This is a genomic window from Nostoc sp. CmiVER01 (assembly GCF_034531135.2).
GTDB lineage: Bacteria > Cyanobacteriota > Cyanobacteriia > Cyanobacteriales > Nostocaceae > Nostoc.
The window spans coordinates 502,177-523,933 of record NZ_JAVRBU020000002.1; the positions used below are offsets into that span (position 1 = coordinate 502,177).

Annotated in this window: 18 protein-coding genes; 2 read left to right on the forward strand and 16 right to left on the reverse strand. The window is 40.7% G+C overall.

Annotation, left to right across the window (positions count from 1 at the left end):
• Positions 1-121 precede the first annotated feature (121 nt).
• From RMZ43_RS04845 to RMZ43_RS04870, 6 genes are all read right to left on the reverse strand, one after another.
• A complete protein-coding gene (locus tag RMZ43_RS04845; RefSeq protein ID WP_322654480.1) occupies positions 122-934 on the reverse strand; it encodes a phycobilisome linker polypeptide in 813 nt (270 codons plus the stop codon).
• Between the two features lie 162 nt (positions 935-1,096).
• Complete coding sequence (gene cpcA, locus RMZ43_RS04850) at positions 1,097-1,588, reverse strand: phycocyanin subunit alpha (protein ID WP_322654479.1); 492 nt, start codon at positions 1,586-1,588, stop codon at positions 1,097-1,099.
• An 88-nt stretch (positions 1,589-1,676) separates the two neighbouring features.
• A complete protein-coding gene (locus RMZ43_RS04855; RefSeq protein ID WP_322654478.1) occupies positions 1,677-2,198 on the reverse strand; it encodes a phycocyanin subunit beta in 522 nt (173 codons plus the stop codon).
• A gap of 696 nt (positions 2,199-2,894) precedes the next feature.
• Positions 2,895-4,034, reverse strand: a complete 1,140-nt coding sequence (gshA, locus tag RMZ43_RS04860) for a glutamate--cysteine ligase (protein WP_322654477.1) — start codon at positions 4,032-4,034, stop codon at positions 2,895-2,897.
• A gap of 304 nt (positions 4,035-4,338) precedes the next feature.
• Positions 4,339-6,171 (reverse strand): hypothetical protein, encoded by a 1,833-nt coding sequence (locus tag RMZ43_RS04865; RefSeq protein ID WP_322654476.1) that lies wholly within the window; start codon positions 6,169-6,171, stop codon positions 4,339-4,341.
• 420 nt (positions 6,172-6,591) lie between these two features.
• Positions 6,592-6,789 carry a hypothetical protein gene (locus RMZ43_RS04870; RefSeq protein WP_322651268.1) on the reverse strand — a complete coding sequence of 66 codons (198 nt, stop codon included), beginning with the start codon at positions 6,787-6,789 and terminating at the stop codon, positions 6,592-6,594.
• 421 nt (positions 6,790-7,210) lie between these two features.
• On the opposite strand from RMZ43_RS04870, the gene RMZ43_RS04875 reads away from it, so the two are divergent.
• A complete protein-coding gene (locus tag RMZ43_RS04875; RefSeq protein ID WP_322654475.1) occupies positions 7,211-8,764 on the forward strand; it encodes a cation:proton antiporter in 1,554 nt (517 codons plus the stop codon).
• A 222-nt stretch (positions 8,765-8,986) separates the two neighbouring features.
• On the opposite strand, the gene RMZ43_RS04880 is transcribed toward RMZ43_RS04875, so the two are convergent.
• The 10 genes from RMZ43_RS04880 to RMZ43_RS04925 all read right to left on the reverse strand — a co-directional run bounded on the left by RMZ43_RS04880 (position 8,987) and on the right by RMZ43_RS04925 (position 21,146).
• Positions 8,987-9,550 (reverse strand): DUF3124 domain-containing protein, encoded by a 564-nt coding sequence (locus RMZ43_RS04880; RefSeq protein WP_322654474.1) that lies wholly within the window; start codon positions 9,548-9,550, stop codon positions 8,987-8,989.
• A gap of 160 nt (positions 9,551-9,710) precedes the next feature.
• Entirely contained in the window at positions 9,711-10,388 is a 678-nt protein-coding gene (locus RMZ43_RS04885; protein WP_322651265.1) for a potassium channel family protein, read from the reverse strand.
• Between the two features lie 45 nt (positions 10,389-10,433).
• Positions 10,434-10,637 carry a hypothetical protein gene (locus RMZ43_RS04890; protein WP_322654746.1) on the reverse strand — a complete coding sequence of 68 codons (204 nt, stop codon included), beginning with the start codon at positions 10,635-10,637 and terminating at the stop codon, positions 10,434-10,436.
• An 86-nt stretch (positions 10,638-10,723) separates the two neighbouring features.
• The gene (locus tag RMZ43_RS04895) at positions 10,724-11,320 is read right to left on the reverse strand and encodes a Uma2 family endonuclease (RefSeq protein WP_322654473.1); all 597 of its coding nucleotides are present in this window, start codon (positions 11,318-11,320) and stop codon (positions 10,724-10,726) included.
• Between the two features lie 132 nt (positions 11,321-11,452).
• Positions 11,453-15,928, reverse strand: a complete 4,476-nt coding sequence (locus RMZ43_RS04900; protein ID WP_322654472.1) for a translation initiation factor IF-2 N-terminal domain-containing protein — start codon at positions 15,926-15,928, stop codon at positions 11,453-11,455.
• 165 nt (positions 15,929-16,093) lie between these two features.
• On the reverse strand, positions 16,094-17,011 hold the full coding sequence (locus RMZ43_RS04905) for a histone deacetylase family protein (protein ID WP_322651262.1): 918 nt from the start codon (positions 17,009-17,011) through the stop codon (positions 16,094-16,096).
• A gap of 300 nt (positions 17,012-17,311) precedes the next feature.
• Complete coding sequence (locus RMZ43_RS04910; protein ID WP_322654471.1) at positions 17,312-18,166, reverse strand: metal ABC transporter permease; 855 nt, start codon at positions 18,164-18,166, stop codon at positions 17,312-17,314.
• Between the two features lie 11 nt (positions 18,167-18,177).
• The gene (locus RMZ43_RS04915; RefSeq protein WP_322651260.1) at positions 18,178-19,014 is read right to left on the reverse strand and encodes a metal ABC transporter ATP-binding protein; all 837 of its coding nucleotides are present in this window, start codon (positions 19,012-19,014) and stop codon (positions 18,178-18,180) included.
• 18 nt (positions 19,015-19,032) lie between these two features.
• A complete protein-coding gene (locus RMZ43_RS04920) occupies positions 19,033-20,088 on the reverse strand; it encodes a metal ABC transporter substrate-binding protein (RefSeq protein WP_322654470.1) in 1,056 nt (351 codons plus the stop codon).
• A gap of 278 nt (positions 20,089-20,366) precedes the next feature.
• Positions 20,367-21,146 (reverse strand): MBL fold metallo-hydrolase, encoded by a 780-nt coding sequence (locus RMZ43_RS04925; protein WP_322654469.1) that lies wholly within the window; start codon positions 21,144-21,146, stop codon positions 20,367-20,369.
• 111 nt (positions 21,147-21,257) lie between these two features.
• Between RMZ43_RS04925 and RMZ43_RS04930 the strand changes: the two genes are divergently transcribed.
• Positions 21,258-21,701: a VOC family protein gene (locus tag RMZ43_RS04930; RefSeq protein ID WP_322654468.1), complete on the forward strand. Its 444-nt coding sequence runs from the start codon at positions 21,258-21,260 to the stop codon at positions 21,699-21,701.
• Positions 21,702-21,757 lie beyond the last annotated feature (56 nt).

Consider the following 21,757-nt stretch of genomic DNA (forward strand, 5'->3'; position numbering starts at 1 on the left):
TAGGAGTTAGGAGTTAGGAGTCAAGAGCACGGGGTAAAGTTAGGAATTCAAAACTCCTTACTTTTTACTCCTGGCTCCTAACTAACAACTTCTAACTCCTCCTTAATTCCCGATTCCCTATTTATACGGCTGTAATGCTAATAACCTTACTGCCTTTACTATTCAACTGCTGCAATTTACTAGAAAGTTGCTCGTATGGTACGATCAATTCCGCAGTACCCCGCCGCACTACAGTTGAATTTGGGGAAGCTGCTTGTAACACTCTGATTCGGTATGTTTCCCCACGGTCACCCCTAGAAAGACCTGTTAAGGCTCCCGATGAGACTGGGTAAATGGGTGAAGCTAGATTTTTAGCTATTTCCCAAGTTAGGCGTCCTTGTTTTTTCCCTTGAGCGCGATCGCTATTGGCGTAACCCCGATACAGTTGAAACAGTCGGCCATAGCTAACGTTTTTCAGTCCTACCTGGCTTTTAAAGCCTCGATAGTAAGGCACAATATTTTCGCCAAAACTCTCTTGATATTCTAATGAGTCAATGTAGGAATTAATCTCGGCTTCATAACCTTGTGAGTTGTAAAGCTCAACATGATACGAAATTTCTGACTCATCTTGCGGGGCACGCCCCAATAGGTGCTTATAATTCAACTCGATAAACCGAGTTTGGGAGTTGGAGTAGAAAAACTTATCCCGATAAAGTTCCGATTGAGCAATGGCTTGCACAAATCCCCGAACTGAGATTCCACCTTGCTGCAACAGTGATTCTGCACTGACAAGACGTTCTCCTTCCAGTAGATATTCATTACCCAGAACCTGACGGTAAGCCGCCCGGATAACCACTGCTACATCTTCTTCTGTTCTATCGGGACGTAGTTCTACTAGTGGTAAGTTTTCAAATTCTCCAATCCCTAATCTTGCTGCTTGTCCCAAAGCCGCCATATTTAACCTCCTCAGTTTTTACTGTAAAACTGAAAACTTTTTAGAAAAATTTTTTCTACTCTTTTAACAGTCTTTTGAATATAAAACTGCCCGGAGAGGTAAACAACTCATAAGACTCACTTGTCATAAGAGTTGATTGTCTCTCCGGGCTAAAGAAACACTCTAGCTTAGAGTATTGATTACATAGTCGATGTAAGAATTGGCTTCAACAGCTGGATCGCCGCTTAGACCGTGGTTAGCTTTGATGTACTTGAGAGCTTCAATGTACCAGCTAGGAGACAGATCAAAAGTCCGGTTGATTTCAGCCAAGCCAGAAATCAAGAAATCGTCCAAGGGGCCTGTGCCACCAACAACTAAAGCATAAGTGATGATCCGCAAGTAGTAGCCGATATCACGTACACACTTGCTTTTACCGCGTGCATCAGACGCGAAGTTGGGGCCTTGTTGTTGAGTGGTGTAAGGGAACTTGCTATAAACTGCTTGAGCAGCACCTTCGGTCAAGCGTTGAGCATTACCGCTCAATGCTTTTGCTGCTTGTAAGCTAGCTGGTGCTTGGCGGAAGCGACCAAAAGCAACTTGAATTTCAGTGCTGCTGAGGTAGCGACCTTGAGAATCAGCCGATGCGATTGCTTCCGTTAGAGGTGTTTTTGTCATTTTGGTATTCCCTTTTACAAACTTTTGGTTGAAATTTTGTTTTGTCCTAATGGACTATTATCTTCAGTCAATAGCAGCAGTATCTGCCTTACGCTACTGCTGAAGCAGCACGATCAAAATAGCTAGCTATTTCAGATGATAAAGCGCTGCAATCTCCTCTGGTGATGTTGTTTGGATCGTTGACAATAGCCAGGGAAGCTTGTTTCAACTTTTGAATACCAACAGCAACTGAAGCTCCTGGAGTTCCCAATGCCAAGTAGGTTTCCCGCAAACCATTGAGGGCACGATCATCTAGCACGCTGGAATCGCCAGCAAAGATCGCATAAGTGATATAGCGAAGAATGATGTCCAAGTCTCTGATACAAGCAGCTGCACGACGGCTGGTGTAAGCATTACCACCGGGAGCGATCAATTGGGGTTGTTCTGCCCACAAATCACGAACCGCAGCAGCAACAAGAGCTGACGCATTGCTGGTAATACGGTTAACAGCATCTGTACGCTTGTTACCATCTTTGACTAGTTCGCTCAATGCATCCAATTGTGCATCGGAGAGAAATTCCCCACGTGTATCAGCTTGGGAAACTACTTTTGCAAATGCATCTAAAACCATTGCCTTAAATCTCCTAGTTTGCTTGGTTAAGAATAATTGGACTCAAAACTGAATGGTTCAGTTTATTTTTGATGTCAGTACTGCCTGACGAGTTACGAAAGGTTTAAAACAGACATCCACGGAATAAGTTTACGATCTCCAGGCTTTCAGATTAAAACTTTTGTTAAAAAACTTAAAACTTCTGTAAACGACTGGAAAACCTGATTAAGATGTTGTTTTTTCCTTCTAAGTTATCTTTATACAATGCTGTTGCGTCATTATTTATTACAAATTATTGTTATGTTTGTTAATTTCGTTTACATAACTTTACATTTTTTGGTAAATATAGGAAATCCGTTTAAGCGTGCATAGGCGTAACCTGTCGCAGGCATCACACATTTAAACTCGGTATTATTGGCTACTTTCTAGCGCGTAGCTTTGGTAGTATACGTCTACATTACAGGCTATGGTGGTAGTTAACTATGCAACCGACAGACTTGGGAGCCTTGCAAAAATAACTTGAACAATTTTGATGGGGAAGTTAAGCTCACAAGTCGTTCCAGATTAAATTTGTACAACTTATTTTTATATGATGCCTTAGCAGAAATTAATTATGCGTTACCTAAAACCCTTGTAGAGATGTTGCAATGCAACGTCTCTACATTCATTTTCACTCCTATGTCTAATTTCTCTTCACTATGCCCAATGCCTCTTGAGTTAAGTCAGTAGGGATGAACACAATTTGTTTTCAAGTTCGATTTCGCGTTCTTGGGTGGCGACAATAGCCTGAGTGATGACGCGCTGGCTGTCAAAACCGACTGCGTGTAATTGCAACCACTGTTGAGCTTCATTGCCTTCGCGGAGGATTTTGTGCAAAGGAGAAAGGAAACAACTAAAGCCTTGTTGTTTAGCGATCGCCCAAACATCCTGATACATTTCAGAAATCCAATCTCTGGCTAGGATACTTCTACCATCTTGCCAATGCCTCAAATGAGCATCGAGACTACCAGTAGCAGCAGCAGCTTCGTTCTCAGCAGTCAGGGTGACGAGTTCTTGAGGAGAGAAGGTACTCTGAGTTAAGGGATCGATGCTGGGATTTTCGATTATTTGTAACAAACGCGCTTCTAATAAGGCAGTAATGGCTAGCAAAGCAATTGGATCTGTGACTAAATCGCAAATTCTCAATTCTAGGCGATTTAGAGCGTAAGGACGGCGATCGCCATTTGGTCGTACTGATGCCCACAAATGCCGCACGTTTTGCATGGTTCCGGCAAGGAGTTGATCTTCCACCCACTGAATATGTTCGGCGTGGCTGGCAAATAAAGGTACATGGCTAGGCGTTTGCGGAAATACGCCCCAACGAGTGGAGTGATAGCCAGTAGCTTTGCCATCTAGGAAAGGAGAAGAGGCGCTGAGGGCGAGAAATAGAGGTGCTTCCATACGGATGACTCGACAGGCCCGCATCAATACTTCTGGATCGCTGATGCCGACATTGATGTGTACGCTGGCGGTGACTACTTTTGTTCCGTAGGTATTCTCAATGTAGTCATGATAGGGGTTTGCTGGGTCGGAGCGGAGAAAGCGATCGCTCCCACCCAAAGATAAAGTACTCCCCGGTATCAGGGTATAATCGCCCAAACGATTGAGGTAGTTTCGCAATACCCGCCTCGGACGTAGTAAGGCACATAATAAATTTTCGTAATTATGGGATGGTTCGGTTATATATTCCACGTTGCGGCTATCTGGCTCTCGCATAAATCCATCCAAATCCGCAACAATTTTATCGGAGAGACCAACGATTTCACCTTGAGGCGTGCCAGTGTAAATCTCAATCTCAAAGCCTTTTAATAAAACCACCTTGTTCTCCTCGGCTCTCTCTGCTTATAAATTGTATCGAATAACACGAATCTCTGGATCTATCTTTAAGCCAATCAAAAGTTAAGAATCATTTTGCTGATAATTCATACCAAATCAGGACGACGGATTTATTGGCTGCCTTTTGGAGAATTATTACTTCCTACTAAAGCATGAAAAATATACTTATACCGTAAAGCGGAAGTCAAAAGAAAGAAAATTAAAGTATTCTCATCTTAAAACCTCTATCCCTTTATAGGTAGAGTGTTCTGAATTCTGAATTCTGAATTCTGACTACTGGTTTATTTTAGGTATGTTGCGAAATAAACTTCTCAGGTGAATCACTCTTTTGGGCAATCTTGAGGCGGATAAACTGCACCCAGACTTCATCACTAAGTAAGTTTAAAGCAGTTTTGGGATTATTAATTGCGATCGCACCTATAACTTTACGCCAGCCCTGTTGCAATTCCTCAATAAAAGGTTCTTCAACAGAAATCTGATTCAGCAATGAAAGTGCAGTTTTAAAACTTTTTGATTCACCTGCCAAATTTTCCGATTTTAATCCCTGTAGTGCTACATTCAACCATATAGGCAAAAGTTCCAACCAATTATTTTTCTCTATCTCTTTGAGTGCAATATCTTCCATACCTAGCGCACCCCATACACATAAAGACTCTGTAGCCAGTTGAGAATTATGGTTTTCTAAAGCATTTTCCCATAATTTTTGAGCGTGATTTTGGAAGCGATTAGCAAGAAATTCATAAGCTTCTTGAACTTGGTGTGGAATTGTAACTTTATAAACTGACTCACCTTGTGGTAGGTAATCGCCGCGATAGGATAACCAGTTATGAGAGCCGCAAAGATGGATTTGTTTATCAGCTATTACTTCTTTTACATGGGAGTCTCCCAACCAAAAAACCTGTACAGATGGTAAACCATCAGGTGTTTTTATCGCTCGAAGTTTTTTCTCTACCTCTGGTGGAATTGGTTTATTTTCATCTTCTTGTCGCCGCCCAATTCCATGTCCAATTAAAATCCGAACTCCGCGATTAGCTAATTTCTGTAATAAATTTATAAATTTTTCATTGACAACTGCCTGATTAATCCAAGGAGCATAGATTAGAATCTGATTTTCAGCCGAATTTAAAACTTCTGAAAAAGCTAGGCTAATTTGTCCATCGCGTAACTGTACAGCTTCACCTAACGCTTTATGGTTATCTCCATCACCAGTAGCTTTTGTAGCAGCTTCTAGCGCCTTTTGGCGAATCTTTTCAAGTCTAGCTTCTATTTCAGTATTTTTCTGCTTCAGAATGGCTTCACGTTGAAAATTGATGGTTTCAGTTGACAATTTACATAATACTTGCAAAGATATTTTACCTTCATTATGTAGCAGTTCTAACCAATTTGATGCTGACTCTAAAATTTGCTTTCCATTTCTTATTTGAATAGTCAATTTATCTTCAAGAGCATCAAAGATAACGAAAAGTGATATTTTTCTCCAGATTTTTTGAGTCGAAGCTAGTACCTTATAGGAAGTGACAATTTTTCCCTCTTCTGGTACATTAAGTGCTAAACCTGAAACTTGAATACTTTTTTGGATTTCCTCAAGGGGTAAGGAAGCAATATCAGCAATTGTATGATCAATAGTGATAAAGTCTGCCAAATCAGGCAAACTTATCGTTGTCTCATTTAAGGATTCAGATTGGAAAGTTATCTTGTCACTTAAAGGATCTGTAATAGCATAAATTTGTATAGGATATGGCGGCTGTGGTACAGACCCTTTTTCATAAAATGAGCGACCTTCAGCAGTAACAGTAAGTGGTGATGTTGGTGATAGAGTTTGTAAGGAACGAAGAGTTGTAGTAGTAGTTTTAATAAAAACAGAATCAAGCCCAAGTACAAAGGCTAATTCATCCTCTGTTGGCGGAGGTTGAAATTCAATAGCGGCGCGGATAATAAATTCTTCGAGTACGTTAAACTGGCGAGGTTCCTTGATATTTACTTCTATAGGAGTTTGGCGCAAACTATAACGGAATTCACGCGCTGCTAAAACTGATAAACTAGGACTTTGCGCTTCTATTTCGTCTACCAATTTTTTGAGATTGTCATCAATTGGTTTAGCTGAAGAGGCGAGAAACATCAACGAAACCTCCATGTAGACGCACGATATCTGAATAAAGTCTTCGTGTCGAGCATGGGTGGTAATTAGAATATCCGTATAGCATTGGTGTCAATTTAAGCTTAAATGCTTACCCGACATACGTTTTACCTCCCTTAATCCCCCCGTTTATTGGGGGAAAAGAAATACAGTTCCCTCCCCTTTATAAGGGCAGGGCTAGAGTGGGGTGACGCCAATCAGCCAGAGAACTGAATATCACGTCTTGACAAGGGTTTCACGTTAAGTTTACACCTATGAGCCGTATAGTCACCCCTACAATTAGCAAGTAATCATCGCTAATAAATTTAACTTTTTCTGATCTTCTTTAAAAATTGGGATGCTCCCTCAAAAAACAAACCCTCAGATCATCACTGGGGGTTTTTGCATTATTCTGGTTTACTTTTAGAATTGGTTTAGCTCAAATCCCGTAATTTTCACTGGTGGGGTTCCTACGTCATTACCATTACCCCCCCAGACTACATTACCCCCATTCACCTGCATAATTTCTTCGTCTGATAAATCGACCAACTCTATTTCCTCTGCCAGGTTTGTTATTGACTGGATTTTGGCTCGTTTCTTATCTTCCTTGTTGATTTTCATTTGAGTTCTCGGATTTATTGCTATTAGAAGCTTACATTAAAAGCTTTACAAAAATCCCAAAGTTCATTATTCTTTGTTATCCATATTCAATTTTATTTTGATGTACAGCCAATAAAGTTTTGAATCACCACGGTTAGCGTCTGACTTTTCACCAATAAGCTTTAAAATTCTCACTACAAAAAAAATCCTTAATGTCACGAACTCAAACCAGTGGCAGTTTTTCAGTCTAAGTGAGCAAGCCAACAGAGAATAGTGATTAGTCAGGAGACGCAAGAATTGGCATTATCTAAATATATATGCCTTAAGTCGTCGCGTAGGCGTAGCCCGCCGCAGGCATCGCCTTCAGTTGGCTTTCTTAATTTTCCTATCCAATCTTGAACAAAATACTGATAAAGTCAAAATAACTTTTCAGAAGTTAATAGTGGATGTAACTCAATTAGTCAAAGTTTCAATTATTCTCTTGCTGCTTGCTACGGGTGTAGCTCTGCTATCCCGGCGGTTGAGAATTCCTTATGTTGTGGGTTTAGTATTAGCAGGTTTGCCCATCACTGAGCTATTGTCTCGTCCGATTGGTTTAAATCCAACTCTTGTTTTGGAGCTTTTCCTGCCAATTCTCCTCTTTGAAGCTGGTATTAATACAGATGTCAGCCGCCTACGCAGCACCTTTAAACCAATTGCTCTACTTGCTGGGCCAGGGGCTGTGCTTTCCAGTGCGATTATTGCAGTACTTTTGAAATTTGGGCTGGGACTGAGTTGGATACCTGCCTTATTTGTAGGAGTAATGCTAGCAAACACTGATACAGTTTCAATGATTGCCGTCTTTAAGGAAATACCAGTACCCTCGCGCCTTTCCACCATCGTTGAAGGAGAAACCCTATTTAACGATGCTGCTGCCCTGGTTATGTTCAACCTGATTGTGCAAGTATATTTAACAGGTTCACTCACATTTATAGAGGGAATCCAACAACTGCTAGTTATCTCTCTAGGAGGCTGCCTGGTGGGGTTAGTCTTGAGCTACTTGAGTATACCTGTCTTCGCCCGTTTAGATGATGCTCTTAGCAGTCTTTTATTGACAGTCGCAGTTGCATTAGGAACTTTTCAGGTTGGACAACTTCTCGGTGTATCAGGTGCGGTGGCTGTAGTCGTCGCAGGATTAATTTTCGGGAATTTAGGGCTTTCTCGCAATACTTCTGCTTCTAATCGCATCACCTTATTGAGTTTTTGGGAATATGCTAGTTTTACCGTCAACACCTTTATTTTTCTGCTGATTGGTGTAGAAATAAACTTGGTAACACTGTGGAAAACTTTACCTGCAATTCTACTTGCAGTTTTGGCTTATCAAGTCGGACGAGTTCTTACAGTCTATCCTCTACTAGCAGGCCTTCGGTGGATTGACCGCCCAATTCCCCCACGCTGGCAACATTTACTGTTTTTAGGCAACATCAAAGGTTCACTCTCAATGGCTCTGGCGTTGAGCTTACCTACCACACTGCCAGGGCGAGAAGTTCTGATAGCTATAGTTTTCGGCTGTGTGCTGGTGTCGTTAGTGGGACAGGGTTTAAGTTTGCCTTGGGTGGTAAAACGCTTAAAATTATCTAAATTTTCAGAAGCTCAACAACAGGTTGAAGAATTGCAAGCCCAGTTGATGACGGGTAAAGCAGCACAAGATGAATTAGATAGTCTGTTGAAATCAGGGGTTTTACCAAAAGCTGTTTATGAAGAGATGCGGTCAGCTTATCAGGTGCGAATTGCTAGTGCAGAAAAGATACTGCGAGAACTATATAATCGTCGCCCTGATGAGGTGGAAGGTGGAAGTGGCAAGAGCAGTAAGCTGGAAGCCATTCGTCGGCGTTTACTCTTGGCAGAAAAAGGAGCACTCAATGAGGCAATGCGGAAGCGAATTCTCTCGGAAGAAATTGTGCGCGGACGGATACAAAATCTTGATGAACAATTATTGAAGCTTGAAGATGATTAGGGATTGGGCATATTCTGAGCTTCGTGAGTGAACCTTTAAGCTTCGTAAGTGAACCTCTGAGTTTTGACTGATTAGAATTTGATGCCTCTAGTTAGATATTGAGTCTCTGACTCAATGAATGCATTCCCATACTGAGCATGAGAACGAGGAAATTTAATGATTGCATTCCTATGCGAGTATGGGAACAAGAAAACGAAGAAAAACTTAATTACGAATTACGAATTATTTTAAAGGCGATCGCTTATCGTTATTTTGATTTTTAATGGCCCTACCAGGACTGATAAAAGAAATTCCTTGTTGAAAATCAGTACCAATCATGACTGCCTCCACTATCGGTTCGGATATTTCTGTTTGGGCTACCCACTCTACAATAAAGTTTGCACCTAAACCTCCAGTGGTGTCATTTCTATTTATAAAAAAGTCTGTAGAAGCTAGGGCATCAAGTTGAATAGGACGGTCCAAATATTCTTTAACTAGTTTCCCTTCTGAGTTATAGTAGCGCACAGAAGTAATAACGATCGGATTAGTCAAATCTGTATTCCGAATACTTAGCGTAACTGCTAACTCGAAAATCTCCTGCCGATTGTGATGATAGATATGAGAGTAGACAGGAACATAAACAGTTTGACCGCTTGCTATCTTAAAATTCTTATCCAGTGTCACGATTTGTTGGGATGGGGTTGCTGGAATGGCATCGGGTTGTGACTTTGATGGAATTTCGGGTGATTGACAAGATGCAAGAAAAACAACAGCGATCGCTAAATAAATATATCGATACAGTTTCATCAAAACTATTTACACCACTTTTTTATATGTGTAGCTAAGAGACTTCCAGAAAATAAATTATCCAATTTACTCAGATCATATTTTTCTTTTTCCCCTGCCCCCTGCCCATACCACGATAGGATATTTTTTTAGTTGGAAGTCCCTTAGCTAGAAACTACGCTCAACATTTTTGTTCAATAAAATCAATAACTTGATGTAAACATCCTGGTTTAGTCACAATCAGCACAGTTGAATGAGGTTCCAGTATTGTACTACCGTTAGGAATCATCAAATCTTCGTGGGGATGGGGTTGATAGCCAATAATTAGCGAACCACTAGGAAATTGGGAATCCTGAGCAATTTCGGCAACGCTACGACCAGCAACATAGCAATTGTTGGGGATGGAAAGTTTCAGAACCTCAATCTGTCCCTGCTCAAAATGCATCATTGATTCCACTTGCGGATATTCAATGGCATTCACCATTGTTGAAACTGATAGTTCAACAGTACTGACAATATGGTTAGCTCCAGCAATACGTAACGGTTCAGCAAAATCGGGATGGCGCATCCGACTTAAAATATGGGTGACACCGTAGTGTTTTGCAAGAGTCACCATTGCCAAGTTTAAGGCATCACTTCTCAGAACAGCTGCCAAGGAACCGGCTTTGCGAATCCCCGCTTCTAACAATACTTCTGTACTTACAGCACTGCCTTCAAAAGCCATTGCTCCTACTTGTTCACGGGCATAGCGGCAAGCGATAGGGTCAATGTCAATTACGGCAACAGTATGTCCCAGTTCTACCAGTTTTTGCGCCAAACTTAAGCCCACTAAGCCTGCACCACCAATTAGTACGTACATATATATTCTTGATGCTCTCTTCGACTTCCTATTCCACTTTACAAGTTAGTACAGGAATGAAAGTGTAGCTTGTATAGAAATACTTTCAACCACTGGACAATCAGACAGGCTATAAATTGCCCCAGGAATGACCATTGTAGGACTATTTAGCAGCGTAGGTGTAGAAGCGATCGCCAAAGTCCCATTTGAAATTCCTACTTCTACTGTAATTGCCGTAACAATGGCTTGCTCTAAAGCTCTCTTATACATCCAGTCGCACAGAATCCAGAATGAATTCTAGCTCTTGAATTTTCAATTATTCTTCGGTAATTAATGGGTTTAGCTGAAATCACCAGCTATTTCTGAAGCGCCTGCTGAAAAGTCTTGATAGCATCAACATGATTCACCATATTGATGCAGCGCAACAATAAATCCAGATCGATACCCTTAACCTCCTCACTACTAGAAACCCTTTCATACTGAAGTGCGTTACCTTCTTTTTGCAAGTGATAAACTTCTAACACTCCATCTTCCCAGAACCACACTTCTGGAATTAACAGCCGCTTATATGCCTCCAGTTTGTTGATACCACCACTGGTAAATACTACCTCGATCGCTAAATCGGGACGCACTCGACCAGGGGCAAGTTTATAAGATTTATCTGCTTCTCGCTTGACAGCACCCGATTCACTTTCTAAGGTCATTGACCCAGTTGGAGTAAAGTCAAACCCTGCCATGAGCAAGTAAAGTTCTAACAATGCGCCGAGTCTTTCCTTAACGGTTTCGTGTGGTTCTCCAGGCATTCTTCGGATCTCCAAAACGCCATCCAGGAAAGACAGCCGATATCCTGGACGGTCTAATAATTGCTCAACTGCTTTGAATTCTGTCCAAGTCAGTCCTTCAAACAAAAGGGGTGATTCTTTTGTGGGTGTAGCGATCGCTGCTGGGGTCATAAAAGTCTCCAGTCTGTTTCTAAATGAGAAATAATCAGTTTAGGAGGGCAGTTTGTTAATTTTAACTTCTTTCTAGAAGCTTAAAAATTACTTTTTCTCACCTAAGCCTTTAATTCACAACAAAAGCACTTTTTAAATGATTCGAGAAACATCAACGAAACCTCCATGAAGACTTACAATATTTGAAACTTCAGAATACATACTTCCGACTTTACCTGATTGATGGGTAAACAAATTATGACAACCCACAATTATCAGTAGTTCTTGAGCGCGAGAAAATGCAACATTTACCCGTTCTGGCTTCTTAGCAAATCCTACATCTCCTTTACTATTGTTGCGAACCATACTAACAATTACAACAGGTCTTTCCATACCTTGAAATCTATCTACTGTACCAGTACGAATTTCTAATGAAGGAAAAAGTTCAGATTGTAGACGTTCATCAATCTTTCTTAATTGAGCGCCATAAAATGTAATTACAGCAATTTCTTTTTTCGGTTCACCATTAGCAACTTTAGAAGCCCAAGTTGTCTCGAACTGCTGACACAGACGTTCAATTGCATCAATTTCTTGAGTATTAAAGTAAGAAGTTCCATTTCTTTGTTCTAAAAACTGATTTTCTATAGGCGTTTTTACCCAAATAAGATGCTGAGATTCTTGGATGATTTCGCCTGCTAGATGATGTGCGCGTTTTGTATCAGGCTCCAAAATACCAGATTCTAGCTTACCATCATAAAACTGATTGATTGCTCCCATAATAAATGGATGCATTCGATATTGTGTCGTTAGCATTTGTTTGATGCTTTCATCAGCAGATTCAAACTGGCTTTTAAATAGTGATTCTTCTAAAAATTGTAATTCATCTCTTGTATTACCCATTGTTTGAGCAACTTCTTCTACAGTGCTAGTATCAAGCATGGGTGGTAATTGCCGATGATCGCCTACCATTACTAACTTTTTGCCTTTCAATGCTGGGATTAGTAACTCTGGTGGAGTACACTTACTAACCTCATCAATGATGACGACATCAAAAGATTTGAATTCTTCCGAAAAACCTTTATTTGCAGCTTGAACGCAGGTGATACCGACGACGTTAGCATTATCTAAATATATTCGCCTTAAATCGTCACGGTCGCGTTCATTTGGCTGTCTTAATTTTTCTATCCAATCTTGGACAAAATTCTGATATTTCTTGAGATAAGCTTCATCTTTTTGTAGTTGCTGTTGCCAAGATTCAAAGCTGATATTTATACTGCGTAATAACTCTATATTAAACAAGTCATTAATAAACTTTTCTGGTTTAAATTTATCCGGTATTGTTTGCCACTCTGTCAACCACCAGCTTCTTTCTTCTATTAAGCTTCCTGATGGCTGCGGTTGTGATTTTTGTTCTATTTCGTGTAGGCTAATTTGTAATTTTTGAAGCTGCTGTAGGGAAGTTTCAGTTTCTTGTTGTACCTTTGATGAATTCTCATGCAGAGAATTTTTAATCATCTCCAACACAGCAAAGGGTTCTAATAATGAAATTAAGGTTTCAAGGTGAATGATACAAGTTTCCCAAAAATGAACTTGATTTGAAAATTCTTGCGGCTGCTGCCAAATCTTTGATTGTGTTGCGAGATATTGTTCAGTTAGAATGCGTAATTGAGCAGTAATATTTTGTTGATTAAGTTCTTGCAAAATATTTATAACTCTTTCAAGCTGCAAATGAGCATCTTGCTGTGCTTTTTCGGCTTCAGCTTGAGTAATGGATATTTGCTGTTGGCTAACTTCATTTTTTTGAAGTTCATTTAATTGGCGTTGCAGATGCTGAAGCTGTTGATCGGTTTCTGTTTTTACTTTTAAAACACATTGACGTGCATTTGCAAGGATTGTATCTAGCAATTCTTGTGTAATTCGGGTGAGAGTAAAGTCGATATTATTCCATTCCCATGATGCGCCATAAATCCGTTGTATTCTAATTAAGAAAACTTGAGTATTTTCAACTAGTAATTTTCGCTGTTTTGGGTTGAGTAGCTGATAATTATTAAACTGCTGATAAGTTTGCTCCCATTGGGTGCGATCGCTCTTTGATAGCACCATTGGAATCTGACTAAAATTTTGTTGTAAAAAATAACTAAAATTATGCTGTTTACCCTGCCGATCAGTAAAATTACCGTCTATTTCATAAGCGATCGCTTTTGTCAATAATTCCCATTCTGGCAGGTTAATTTTGTAAATTCTTGGTACTATTGGTAACTTTAATGTATTAGCAAACATCAACAAACCTAGCGGCAAGTCTACTAAATTCTCTGTTAGTGGTAAACCTGATTGATGACATTCTTTTAAAGTTTGATAGAGAAAAGAAGGTGCTGTAGATTTCCATTCTTTAACTGCTGAGATAATATAATCTATTTCGCGTTTGCGGTTTTCCCATATCTGGATTGTTTGCTGGATGTTTTGCAGTTTGGCAATATATTTATGATAATCTGGTTGTAACTGAGTTAATGAGGCAAAATTTTGTTGGACAATCTCTACTGATGCTGCAACTTCTGATATAGCTTTACTTGCATTTTTAGCAGAAGTCAAAGCAGTTTTAAATCCAGAAATTTCTCTTGCTACAGTTTCACGCAACCAAACCGCTAAACCAAAAGCACCAAGCGCCGGACGTACAAACCCAAGTTCATCAGTATATTTAATAGTTTGACGAACATTTGCTAAAAATTCTTCTACTAAGCTATTACCTTCTGTGTATGGCTTAAGAAGCGGCAAAAACTCTGTAACTTCTGGAGCTTCCCAGTTTATATTTGGTGCAGTATTTAGTATATTTTCTAGTCCTACAATTAGAGATTCAACTTCGTTCTGTTGTTCTAAAGTTTCTTTGTAATATTTCTCTTGATTTTTGAAGTCAATCTCTAATTTTAACTTATTTTTATTGAATTTAATTTGTTGCTGATTGAATTCTTCCTCTGCTTGAAAGTAGGCTGTAAATCTTTGTGATGATGCGAGTAATTGACTGAAAATCTGAATATTTTCGAGCCGTTGAGTAAGATTATTTTCACAATCAGAAGCTGTATTTTCTAGCCATCTGCCAATTACTTGGTCTTCTAAAAATGGCTGTCCTTCCTCCCCAACTTTCTCGGCTCTACCTTTTCGTACAGCACGAATCACAGGGTTGTGAACTAATCGACTTAGGGCGTTATCTACTGCTAAATTGGCTTGAGATGCAATTAAGGTACGTCCACCGCGAAGTGCAATTTGATAGCAAATCTCGGCAATTACGGTAGTTTTACCAGTACCTGGTGGCCCTTGAATAAGAACAAGATCCTTAGCGGCAAGTACCTTTTCTACTGCTGATTTCTGACCAGGATTTGCAGAAGATAGTAACAAATCATGTGGTTGAAGTTCAACAGTTGTTTTGATTTTTCTAGCCTGAGAAGCATCGAATAAAAAGTTACCCAAATATGGATTTTGGGTGTAACCATTATTCAAATCATCTAAAGCTTTTTTCTTGCGCTGAATCTGCTGAATATCACCAACTGCTTCAAAACACAAAAATCCTGTATCTGGCAACTTATAACGCTCTGTTGCCATGAATTCAGCTAAGTCACGTTCTAATCTAAGGCTAATAATACAACGGTTGGGATCAACTTCTTCAACAGTGCCTAATTGACGACCACTAATCCAATTTTTGCCGACGGGAGCAGTTTCAAAAAGCTTTAAATCTTCGTTTTTTGTGTGTCTTGCTCGCTCCCAAAAGTTTTCTACATCGAGGGAATTTTGATAAAAACCATCAAGAGTGGCTGAAGCTACATCTATTTCAAAACTGATTCGTCTTTTGAAATTATAGTTATGACTTACGTAACGCACACAAAACTGACGTGCTTTAGCGATTTTTTCCTCAATCTGCAAAAATGCTTTCCAAGCTTTAAGCTGATCTTCTGTAGGCACATTTTCGCCACAAACTGGCGCGGCTGCGATGCGTTTTAATGTTGCGGGTGGAATGTCGAGATGATGCTGATGATTAGGTAGCAAACGCAAGCGACAAGGTATAGCATAGCTATCAGCGTGTCCCCGTGAGGGTTGTAACAACTGAGCCGAAAGTATTTTTATCCCGTCGCGTCCATCTTTTGGTACAGCTGCTCTAAATCCTAATGTTTTTCTTAGCTTCTCAAGTCTTGCAGGTAATGGAAAATCATCGGAGTCTGTTGCTATTGTCAAATCCCAAATTTCTTCTCTTGCTTCTTTCCCTGCGCCTTTGCGACGCACATAAAATAGAGAAGGTTTTTTACCGACACATTCCAACATTAACTGATTGGCGCGATCGCGCCGTTCCCTAAATTCAGGATATGTTTTTAAAACAGCTTCACCTTCAAGATGGCGGACGAAACTATCAATTGCTGAAGCTATAAACATATAGCCCCAATCCTCAGAGTTTGTTTTAGCTTTTGAGGATTTTGCTGTTAGTTTATTTGCTACTGCACGAATACGTTCTGCATCGGATTCTGAGATTGAACTGGTATGGCTTTTAACTAAAATTTTGAGCTTTTCGCAAATTAATAATAGCTTTTTGCTATCCAAATTCAATTCTTTTGCTAGTTCGTATAATCTGAGTTTACCGTTGTTCATCCAGTTAACTATTGAAGGTTGAAATTTAAACGCAAAAGGGCATAGAGGGAAGCGCAGAGGAGCGCAAAGTTTATTTTAATCCCATTTGCTACTAATTAAATTTGGCAATACTCTGCGTACCTTTGCGTTTACTTTACGTTCCTCTGCCTTTAAAAACTGATATGACTATAATTTGTACTGACGGTAAACTTCGCTAGCGGCACGATGCAACAGAGAATGCCGCCAAACTAAAGATTTCATATCATCAGCATAACCACCACCAATGACGCAGGCGACTGGATAACCACTACTCATACAGGTACTCAAAACCTGCATTTCTCGGCGAAAAATCCCAGCATCTGTTAAGGCTAATTTGCCCAAGCGATCGCCTATATGAGGGTCAACTCCTGCATCATAAAATACTAGGTCTGGCTTGACTTTAGATAATAAATCTGCTAGATAATTCGCTAAAGTTTGTAAATAAGCATCATCTTCCATTCCCACCGGCAAAGGAACATCCAAATCGCTGTTTTGTTTAGTACCGGGAAAATTGACTTCGCAGTGCATAGAAAAAGTAAAAACGCTGTCGTCGTCTTTAAAGATAAAAGCGGTGCCGTCTCCTTGATGCACATCCAAATCTACAATTAGGATTTTTTGGACAAGTCCGAATTTCTGTAAAACGCGACAGGCGATCGCTAAATCGTTGAAAATACAAAAACCAGATCCATAACTAGGAAAAGCATGATGAGTTCCACCAGCCGTATTACAAGCTAAACCCTGACTTAGTGCCAGTTTCGCAGTGAGTATCGTACCACCTACAGCTACACAAGTACGATTTGCTAATGCTGGACTCCAAGGCAAACCAATGCGACGCTGTGCTTTGGGATCTAAGGTTCCTTCACAGTAAGCTTTAACGTAGTTTGGGGTGTGGACTAATTCTATCAACTCTAACGGCGGACGTTTGGGGCTGTGAAATTGTTCTTGATTGGCTACACCATCAGCTAACAGCAATTCGTAGAGTTGCCGGAATTTAGACATCGGGAAACGATGTCCTTCAGGTAGTGGGGCAACGTAATCTGGGTGGTAAATAATTGGCAAGTCCATAAGGAAAGAAAATCTCAATCAGCAAGCACGGATTACAATTCCCTTTCCCATCAGAGAACTTTATCAGATTGGTAGCTTATATTATATTAATAAAAATTTGGACTAACTCTTTTAAGACTTACGCAAAATCTCTCTCAAACTCTTATTTCTCTGTGTCGCGCCAGTTGCTAAAGAGCGGGAACGCTAAGAGCGTAGCTTGCTTCCCCGTAAGGGTACAAGTCGGGCAACCGCAAGGGCGCACTGGCTTCTCTGCGCCTCTGTGGTTATTTATTCCGTAACTCTTACGTAAGTCCTATCTTTCTAAGGGAGATGCTTTGTAGAAAAAAGAGGGAGACGGCGTTTATACCGTCCTTGCAGGTTCTTGGTGAGCAAGACACAGGCAAATATAGCGGTTGAAAGTAGCACCACACTGGCTCCAGAAGCAATATCGAGGTAGTAGCTGAGATAGATACCCACAAAGGAAATCGCAGTTCCTAAAATCCCGGAAATAATCATCAGATAACCAAAGCGATCGCTGATTAATCGCGCAACTGATGCCGGAATCACCACTGCTGAAATAATCAGAGTCACCCCCAATACATTCAATGTAGCCACCAATAAAGTTGCTAACATCAAAGCAAATAAAGTATCCATTGCAAAAACGGGTACGCCATGAACTTGAGCAACTTCCCGGTCAAAACACCAAAATAGCAACGGGCGATAAAACAAGAAAACGAGACTGAGTAAGACAATCGTTACACCAGTCACCACCCACAAATCATTAGGGGAAACCCCCAACACATTACCAAACAAAGCAGCTTCAAAGTTTTGGCTAAACTTGCGATAGCTACTGATCACAGCTACTCCTAAAGCAAAGCTAGCAGTTGTCACAATCCCAATAGCTGCATCCGAGTAAATTTTCCGTCCGGTCAAATATTGAATCAACAGAGCAGCTGCAAAACCCCAAATTCCAGAGCCAATATAGAAATTCAAGCCCAGTACATAACTCAACACGGCTCCCCCTAAAATCGCATGAGATAAACCGTGGGCTATGTAACTCATTCTGCGAGTTGTAATATAAACTCCCATAATGCCGCATAATAGCCCCGCCATCATGCCTACTAGAATCGCACGGCTAAAAAATTCGTAGCGAAAGGGTGCTAGTAAAAGATCCATATATAGTTAAATTAAGCAGATTTCGACGAGTTGGAGGGGCGCAATATTTGGGGCAAGTTATCTTGCATTTGATGGCGTAGAGATGTACCACCGCTAGCAATCAAAATTCGGTCTTGTTGGTAGAAAACTACCATTTCTCCACCAAAAGTTTGCTCAAGATTTGCGGGAGTGAAGACATCAATAGGTTGACCTTGACAAATTAAACCGTGGTTGAAACACACTACCCAAGGTAAATGAGTCGCCACCGAATTGAGGTCATGGGTAGAGAGAATAATTGTCAAGCCCTGTTGATTCAAATCAGCCAATAGGTGCAATAGTTCGTGTTGAACGTGCAAGTCGGAACTGCTAGTAGGTTCATCTAGAAGAACAATTTCCGGCTCTCCTACCAAAGCACGGGCAATAAAAACCCTTTGCTGTTGTCCACCAGATAGATTACCAATGGGTTGATGGGCAACATGGGCAACCCCAACGCGCTCTAGGAGTTCCCTAGCAACTTGGCGATCGCGCCGCGAAGACCAAGGCAACATCTTTTGCTTTTGGTAACGCCCCATCATCACTACTTCCAATGCCGTAACTGGAAAAGTCCAATCCACCGTTTCCACCTGGGGCACATAGCCAACCAAAGGCGGTGCTACTCCTGGCTTTAAACGCCTTCCTCGAAACCAAATCTCTCCAGTCCAAGGACGAACCAGCCCTAAAATAGCTCTGATTAAAGTGCTTTTACCACTACCAGAAGGCCCCACCAAACCAGTAAGTTGACCTGGATAAAGCGTCAGATTGAGATCGGTAAACACTGGCTGGGTTTGATAACCACAGGTTAAATTTCTAACTTCGAGTATTGGTTGCATGTACTTATTCTATTGATCCTATTTGGTTGCTGTTGGCCCAACAACATTACCAGTGTTTAAATTCTTCACCAAATCAGGATTTCCTCCCAAATTAGAGGCGATAATCTGCATATTGTTAGCCATCATGCCAATATAGGTATGCTCAGGATTAGTATTATCCATTGCATTAGCTGAACCTTTACCTGGTAATTCATCATCGGCAGTGTTGGCTGTTTTTACCTTCGCTTCGCGGGCAATTTGTTCTTCTACCTTGCTAGGGTAAACCTCAGAACCAAAAATGGCTGGAACGCCTACTTTCCGAATTTGGTCAATTAGCTTTGCCACATCTTGAGCGGATGGTTCTTTGAAATCTGAAGGTTGAATCGCACCAATTACTTGAAAACCGTACTCTCTAGCCCAATACGCCCAAGAATCATGGTAGGTCAACAGTTTGCGGTTTTTAGCGGGAATACTGGCTACGATTTCTCGTGTTGCCTTGTCTAGGGCATCCAGACGTTGTAAATAATTTTTGAGATTAGTCGCGTAGTAGTCTTTGTCAGCAGGATCTAAGGCGGTTAACTGTTGGGCGGCTAGTTTGGCGTAAGCTTCAGCATATTTGGGATTGACCCACAGATGAGGATTGGGATCGCCCTTTTCTTTAGGAAAGCTGAAGTCGAAAAGCCATTGGTCTTGGGTAATGGTATTACTGCCTAGTTCAAAGATTTTAGTTTCTTTGGGAATTGAAGCTTTAGCTAGTTTTTCTGTCGGGGATTCTAAATGTAACCCATTGGCAACGATCAGATTAGCTTTGGATAGGATATCGGCATCGCTGGGACGAGGCTCAAAGGTATGAGAGTCGGTTCCCTCTGGAATAATGCCTTTGACTTCTAAGCGATCGCCTGCAATGTTACTTACAATATTCGTTAAAGGAGCAACTGTCGTTACAACTAAAAGCTTATTTTGTGTCTTTTGCTCTCCTGCTTGAACCGGAGTACTAGTTACTTCGGGATTAGAAGACACCGTTTTATCCTGAGAGGGACTGCAAGCTCCTACCATGAAGCTCAGTACAAATAGCAATCCAAGGAGGGTCTTCATTAAAGTCAAGCCTTCTAAATTCAAGAATCAATCTTTGATTAGACCTTTTCCCATTATTAAAATGCAATGCCCCCTCAGGGTATTTTCGGTTGATTTTTAGATTTTTTTACCTTATATCCCACTTAAGTAATATTGGGATAGTTGGGGAGTATAGCAATTATCAACATTGCTGAATTGAAGGATGAATTCTTTGCATCTTTGCGTCTACCCTACAAATTGCCTTGAGGCGCTGTAGAGGAGTAGTTGCTGCGCGTCGATACGTGAATTCATATTCAGATTTAAATTGCTAATGCTCGTTTTTCTAATGGTAGTTCAAAGCGATCGCCTGGTTTTGGCTCAAGTATCCGCGTTGAAAGATTGTTTTTCTCAAGTAACGAACGAAATTCTTCAGCACTTCCTTTAGTCTGAATCAATTTCATCAGCAATCCCTCAAACGCCACATCACCACCAGCCGCCGTAGGTAATATTACTTGAGGTTGTAACGATTTTACTACTTCTAAAGCGCTATTTTGTCCCTTAATAATCGACCCAAGCAAAGGCAATGTCATGTCAATAAACGGTGTAATTACTACATCTATAGGTGCAGCTTGTTTAAGTTCTGGGGAATGATACCCATGAGGCTCGTAGTATACAGTTAAACCACTCTCCAACTCTTTGAGGAGATAACTATTTTCTACCAGAGTGGGGCCAATTGGAGAGCCAGGGAAAGCCTTAATTTCAACTTGATTATTTAAAGTGAAAGTTTCACCATGAGTCAATACTGTTACTTGGGTGTAACCTAACTGCTGTACAACCTTGGCAGCATTGGGAGAAGCTACAACCTTGATGTTGCGATCAAGTAATTTAAGCGTTGGTGGATGAGCGTGGTCTTCTAAACCTTGAGATAGCAGAATCAGATCAATGTTATCTGGTATTGGGCGATTTTGCGATCGCGAACCTTTAAACAGCCAATCCAAATTGCTGAAAATTAACGAACCAACCAGCCAAGGGTCAATTAGTATTCGTTTCCCGCCGATTTCCAGCAGCCAAGAGTTACTGTCGAACCAAGTTAAAAACATAAATTTTGTGAAGATAACGCCTACCTTCATTATCAATGGTGTCACCTTTCTTAGTAAGCACTGAAGCCAACATCTACACTCGTCCGGTCAAGTCTACCACGGAGTTTTTTTATGTCTGATCTTGGTTTTACTCACATTGCACTTGCAGTCAGTGATATTGATGCAAGTATCTCATTTTATACAAAGTATGCCCAGATGACAGTCGTGCATCATCGCATTGATCAAGCGACTCAATCAGATGTTGCTTGGATTAGTGACCTAACTAGACCTTTTGTAATTGTCCTCATTAAAGTACCTAAAGTAGAAAGCGCACTATTACCACAATCCCATCTTGGGGTAGCTTATCAGAATCGTGGGGAAATTGATCGCCTGTGCAATGAAGCACGCACTGAGGGAATACTGTCAGCTGGGCCAAATGACTGGGGTCATCCGGTCGGTTACTGGGCTTATCTGCGAGACCCAGATGGTCATACACTGGAAATTTCCTATGGTCAGGAAATTAGTTTTACAGTTGAGCAAGCTAGAGACGCGATTAATCACGTCTGTACGGATTAGGGAGTTATGAAGTCAGAGACCTTACTATATTTGAAGAAACACTTTATGAATCTTAT

Excerpts from the sequence above, each read along its gene's own strand:
- RMZ43_RS04845 (WP_322654480.1), bottom strand. The coding sequence starts at position 934 with ATGGCGGCTTTGGGACAAGCAGCAAGATTAGGGATTGGAGAATTTGAA.
- cpcA (WP_322654479.1), bottom strand. The coding sequence starts at position 1,588 with ATGACAAAAACACCTCTAACGGAAGCAATCGCATCGGCTGATTCTCAA.
- RMZ43_RS04855 (WP_322654478.1), bottom strand. The coding sequence starts at position 2,198 with ATGGTTTTAGATGCATTTGCAAAAGTAGTTTCCCAAGCTGATACACGT.
- RMZ43_RS04865 (WP_322654476.1), bottom strand. The coding sequence starts at position 6,171 with ATGTTTCTCGCCTCTTCAGCTAAACCAATTGATGACAATCTCAAAAAA.
- RMZ43_RS04870 (WP_322651268.1), bottom strand. The coding sequence starts at position 6,789 with ATGAAAATCAACAAGGAAGATAAGAAACGAGCCAAAATCCAGTCAATA.
- RMZ43_RS04880 (WP_322654474.1), bottom strand. The coding sequence starts at position 9,550 with ATGAAACTGTATCGATATATTTATTTAGCGATCGCTGTTGTTTTTCTT.
- RMZ43_RS04885 (WP_322651265.1), bottom strand. The coding sequence starts at position 10,388 with ATGTACGTACTAATTGGTGGTGCAGGCTTAGTGGGCTTAAGTTTGGCG.
- RMZ43_RS04890 (WP_322654746.1), bottom strand. The coding sequence starts at position 10,637 with ATGTATAAGAGAGCTTTAGAGCAAGCCATTGTTACGGCAATTACAGTA.
- RMZ43_RS04895 (WP_322654473.1), bottom strand. The coding sequence starts at position 11,320 with ATGACCCCAGCAGCGATCGCTACACCCACAAAAGAATCACCCCTTTTG.
- RMZ43_RS04900 (WP_322654472.1), bottom strand. The coding sequence starts at position 15,928 with ATGAACAACGGTAAACTCAGATTATACGAACTAGCAAAAGAATTGAAT.
- RMZ43_RS04905 (WP_322651262.1), bottom strand. The coding sequence starts at position 17,011 with ATGGACTTGCCAATTATTTACCACCCAGATTACGTTGCCCCACTACCT.
- RMZ43_RS04910 (WP_322654471.1), bottom strand. The coding sequence starts at position 18,166 with ATGGATCTTTTACTAGCACCCTTTCGCTACGAATTTTTTAGCCGTGCG.
- RMZ43_RS04915 (WP_322651260.1), bottom strand. The coding sequence starts at position 19,014 with ATGCAACCAATACTCGAAGTTAGAAATTTAACCTGTGGTTATCAAACC.
- RMZ43_RS04920 (WP_322654470.1), bottom strand. The coding sequence starts at position 20,088 with ATGAAGACCCTCCTTGGATTGCTATTTGTACTGAGCTTCATGGTAGGA.
- RMZ43_RS04925 (WP_322654469.1), bottom strand. The coding sequence starts at position 21,146 with ATGTTTTTAACTTGGTTCGACAGTAACTCTTGGCTGCTGGAAATCGGC.
- RMZ43_RS04930 (WP_322654468.1), top strand. The coding sequence starts at position 21,258 with ATGTCTGATCTTGGTTTTACTCACATTGCACTTGCAGTCAGTGATATT.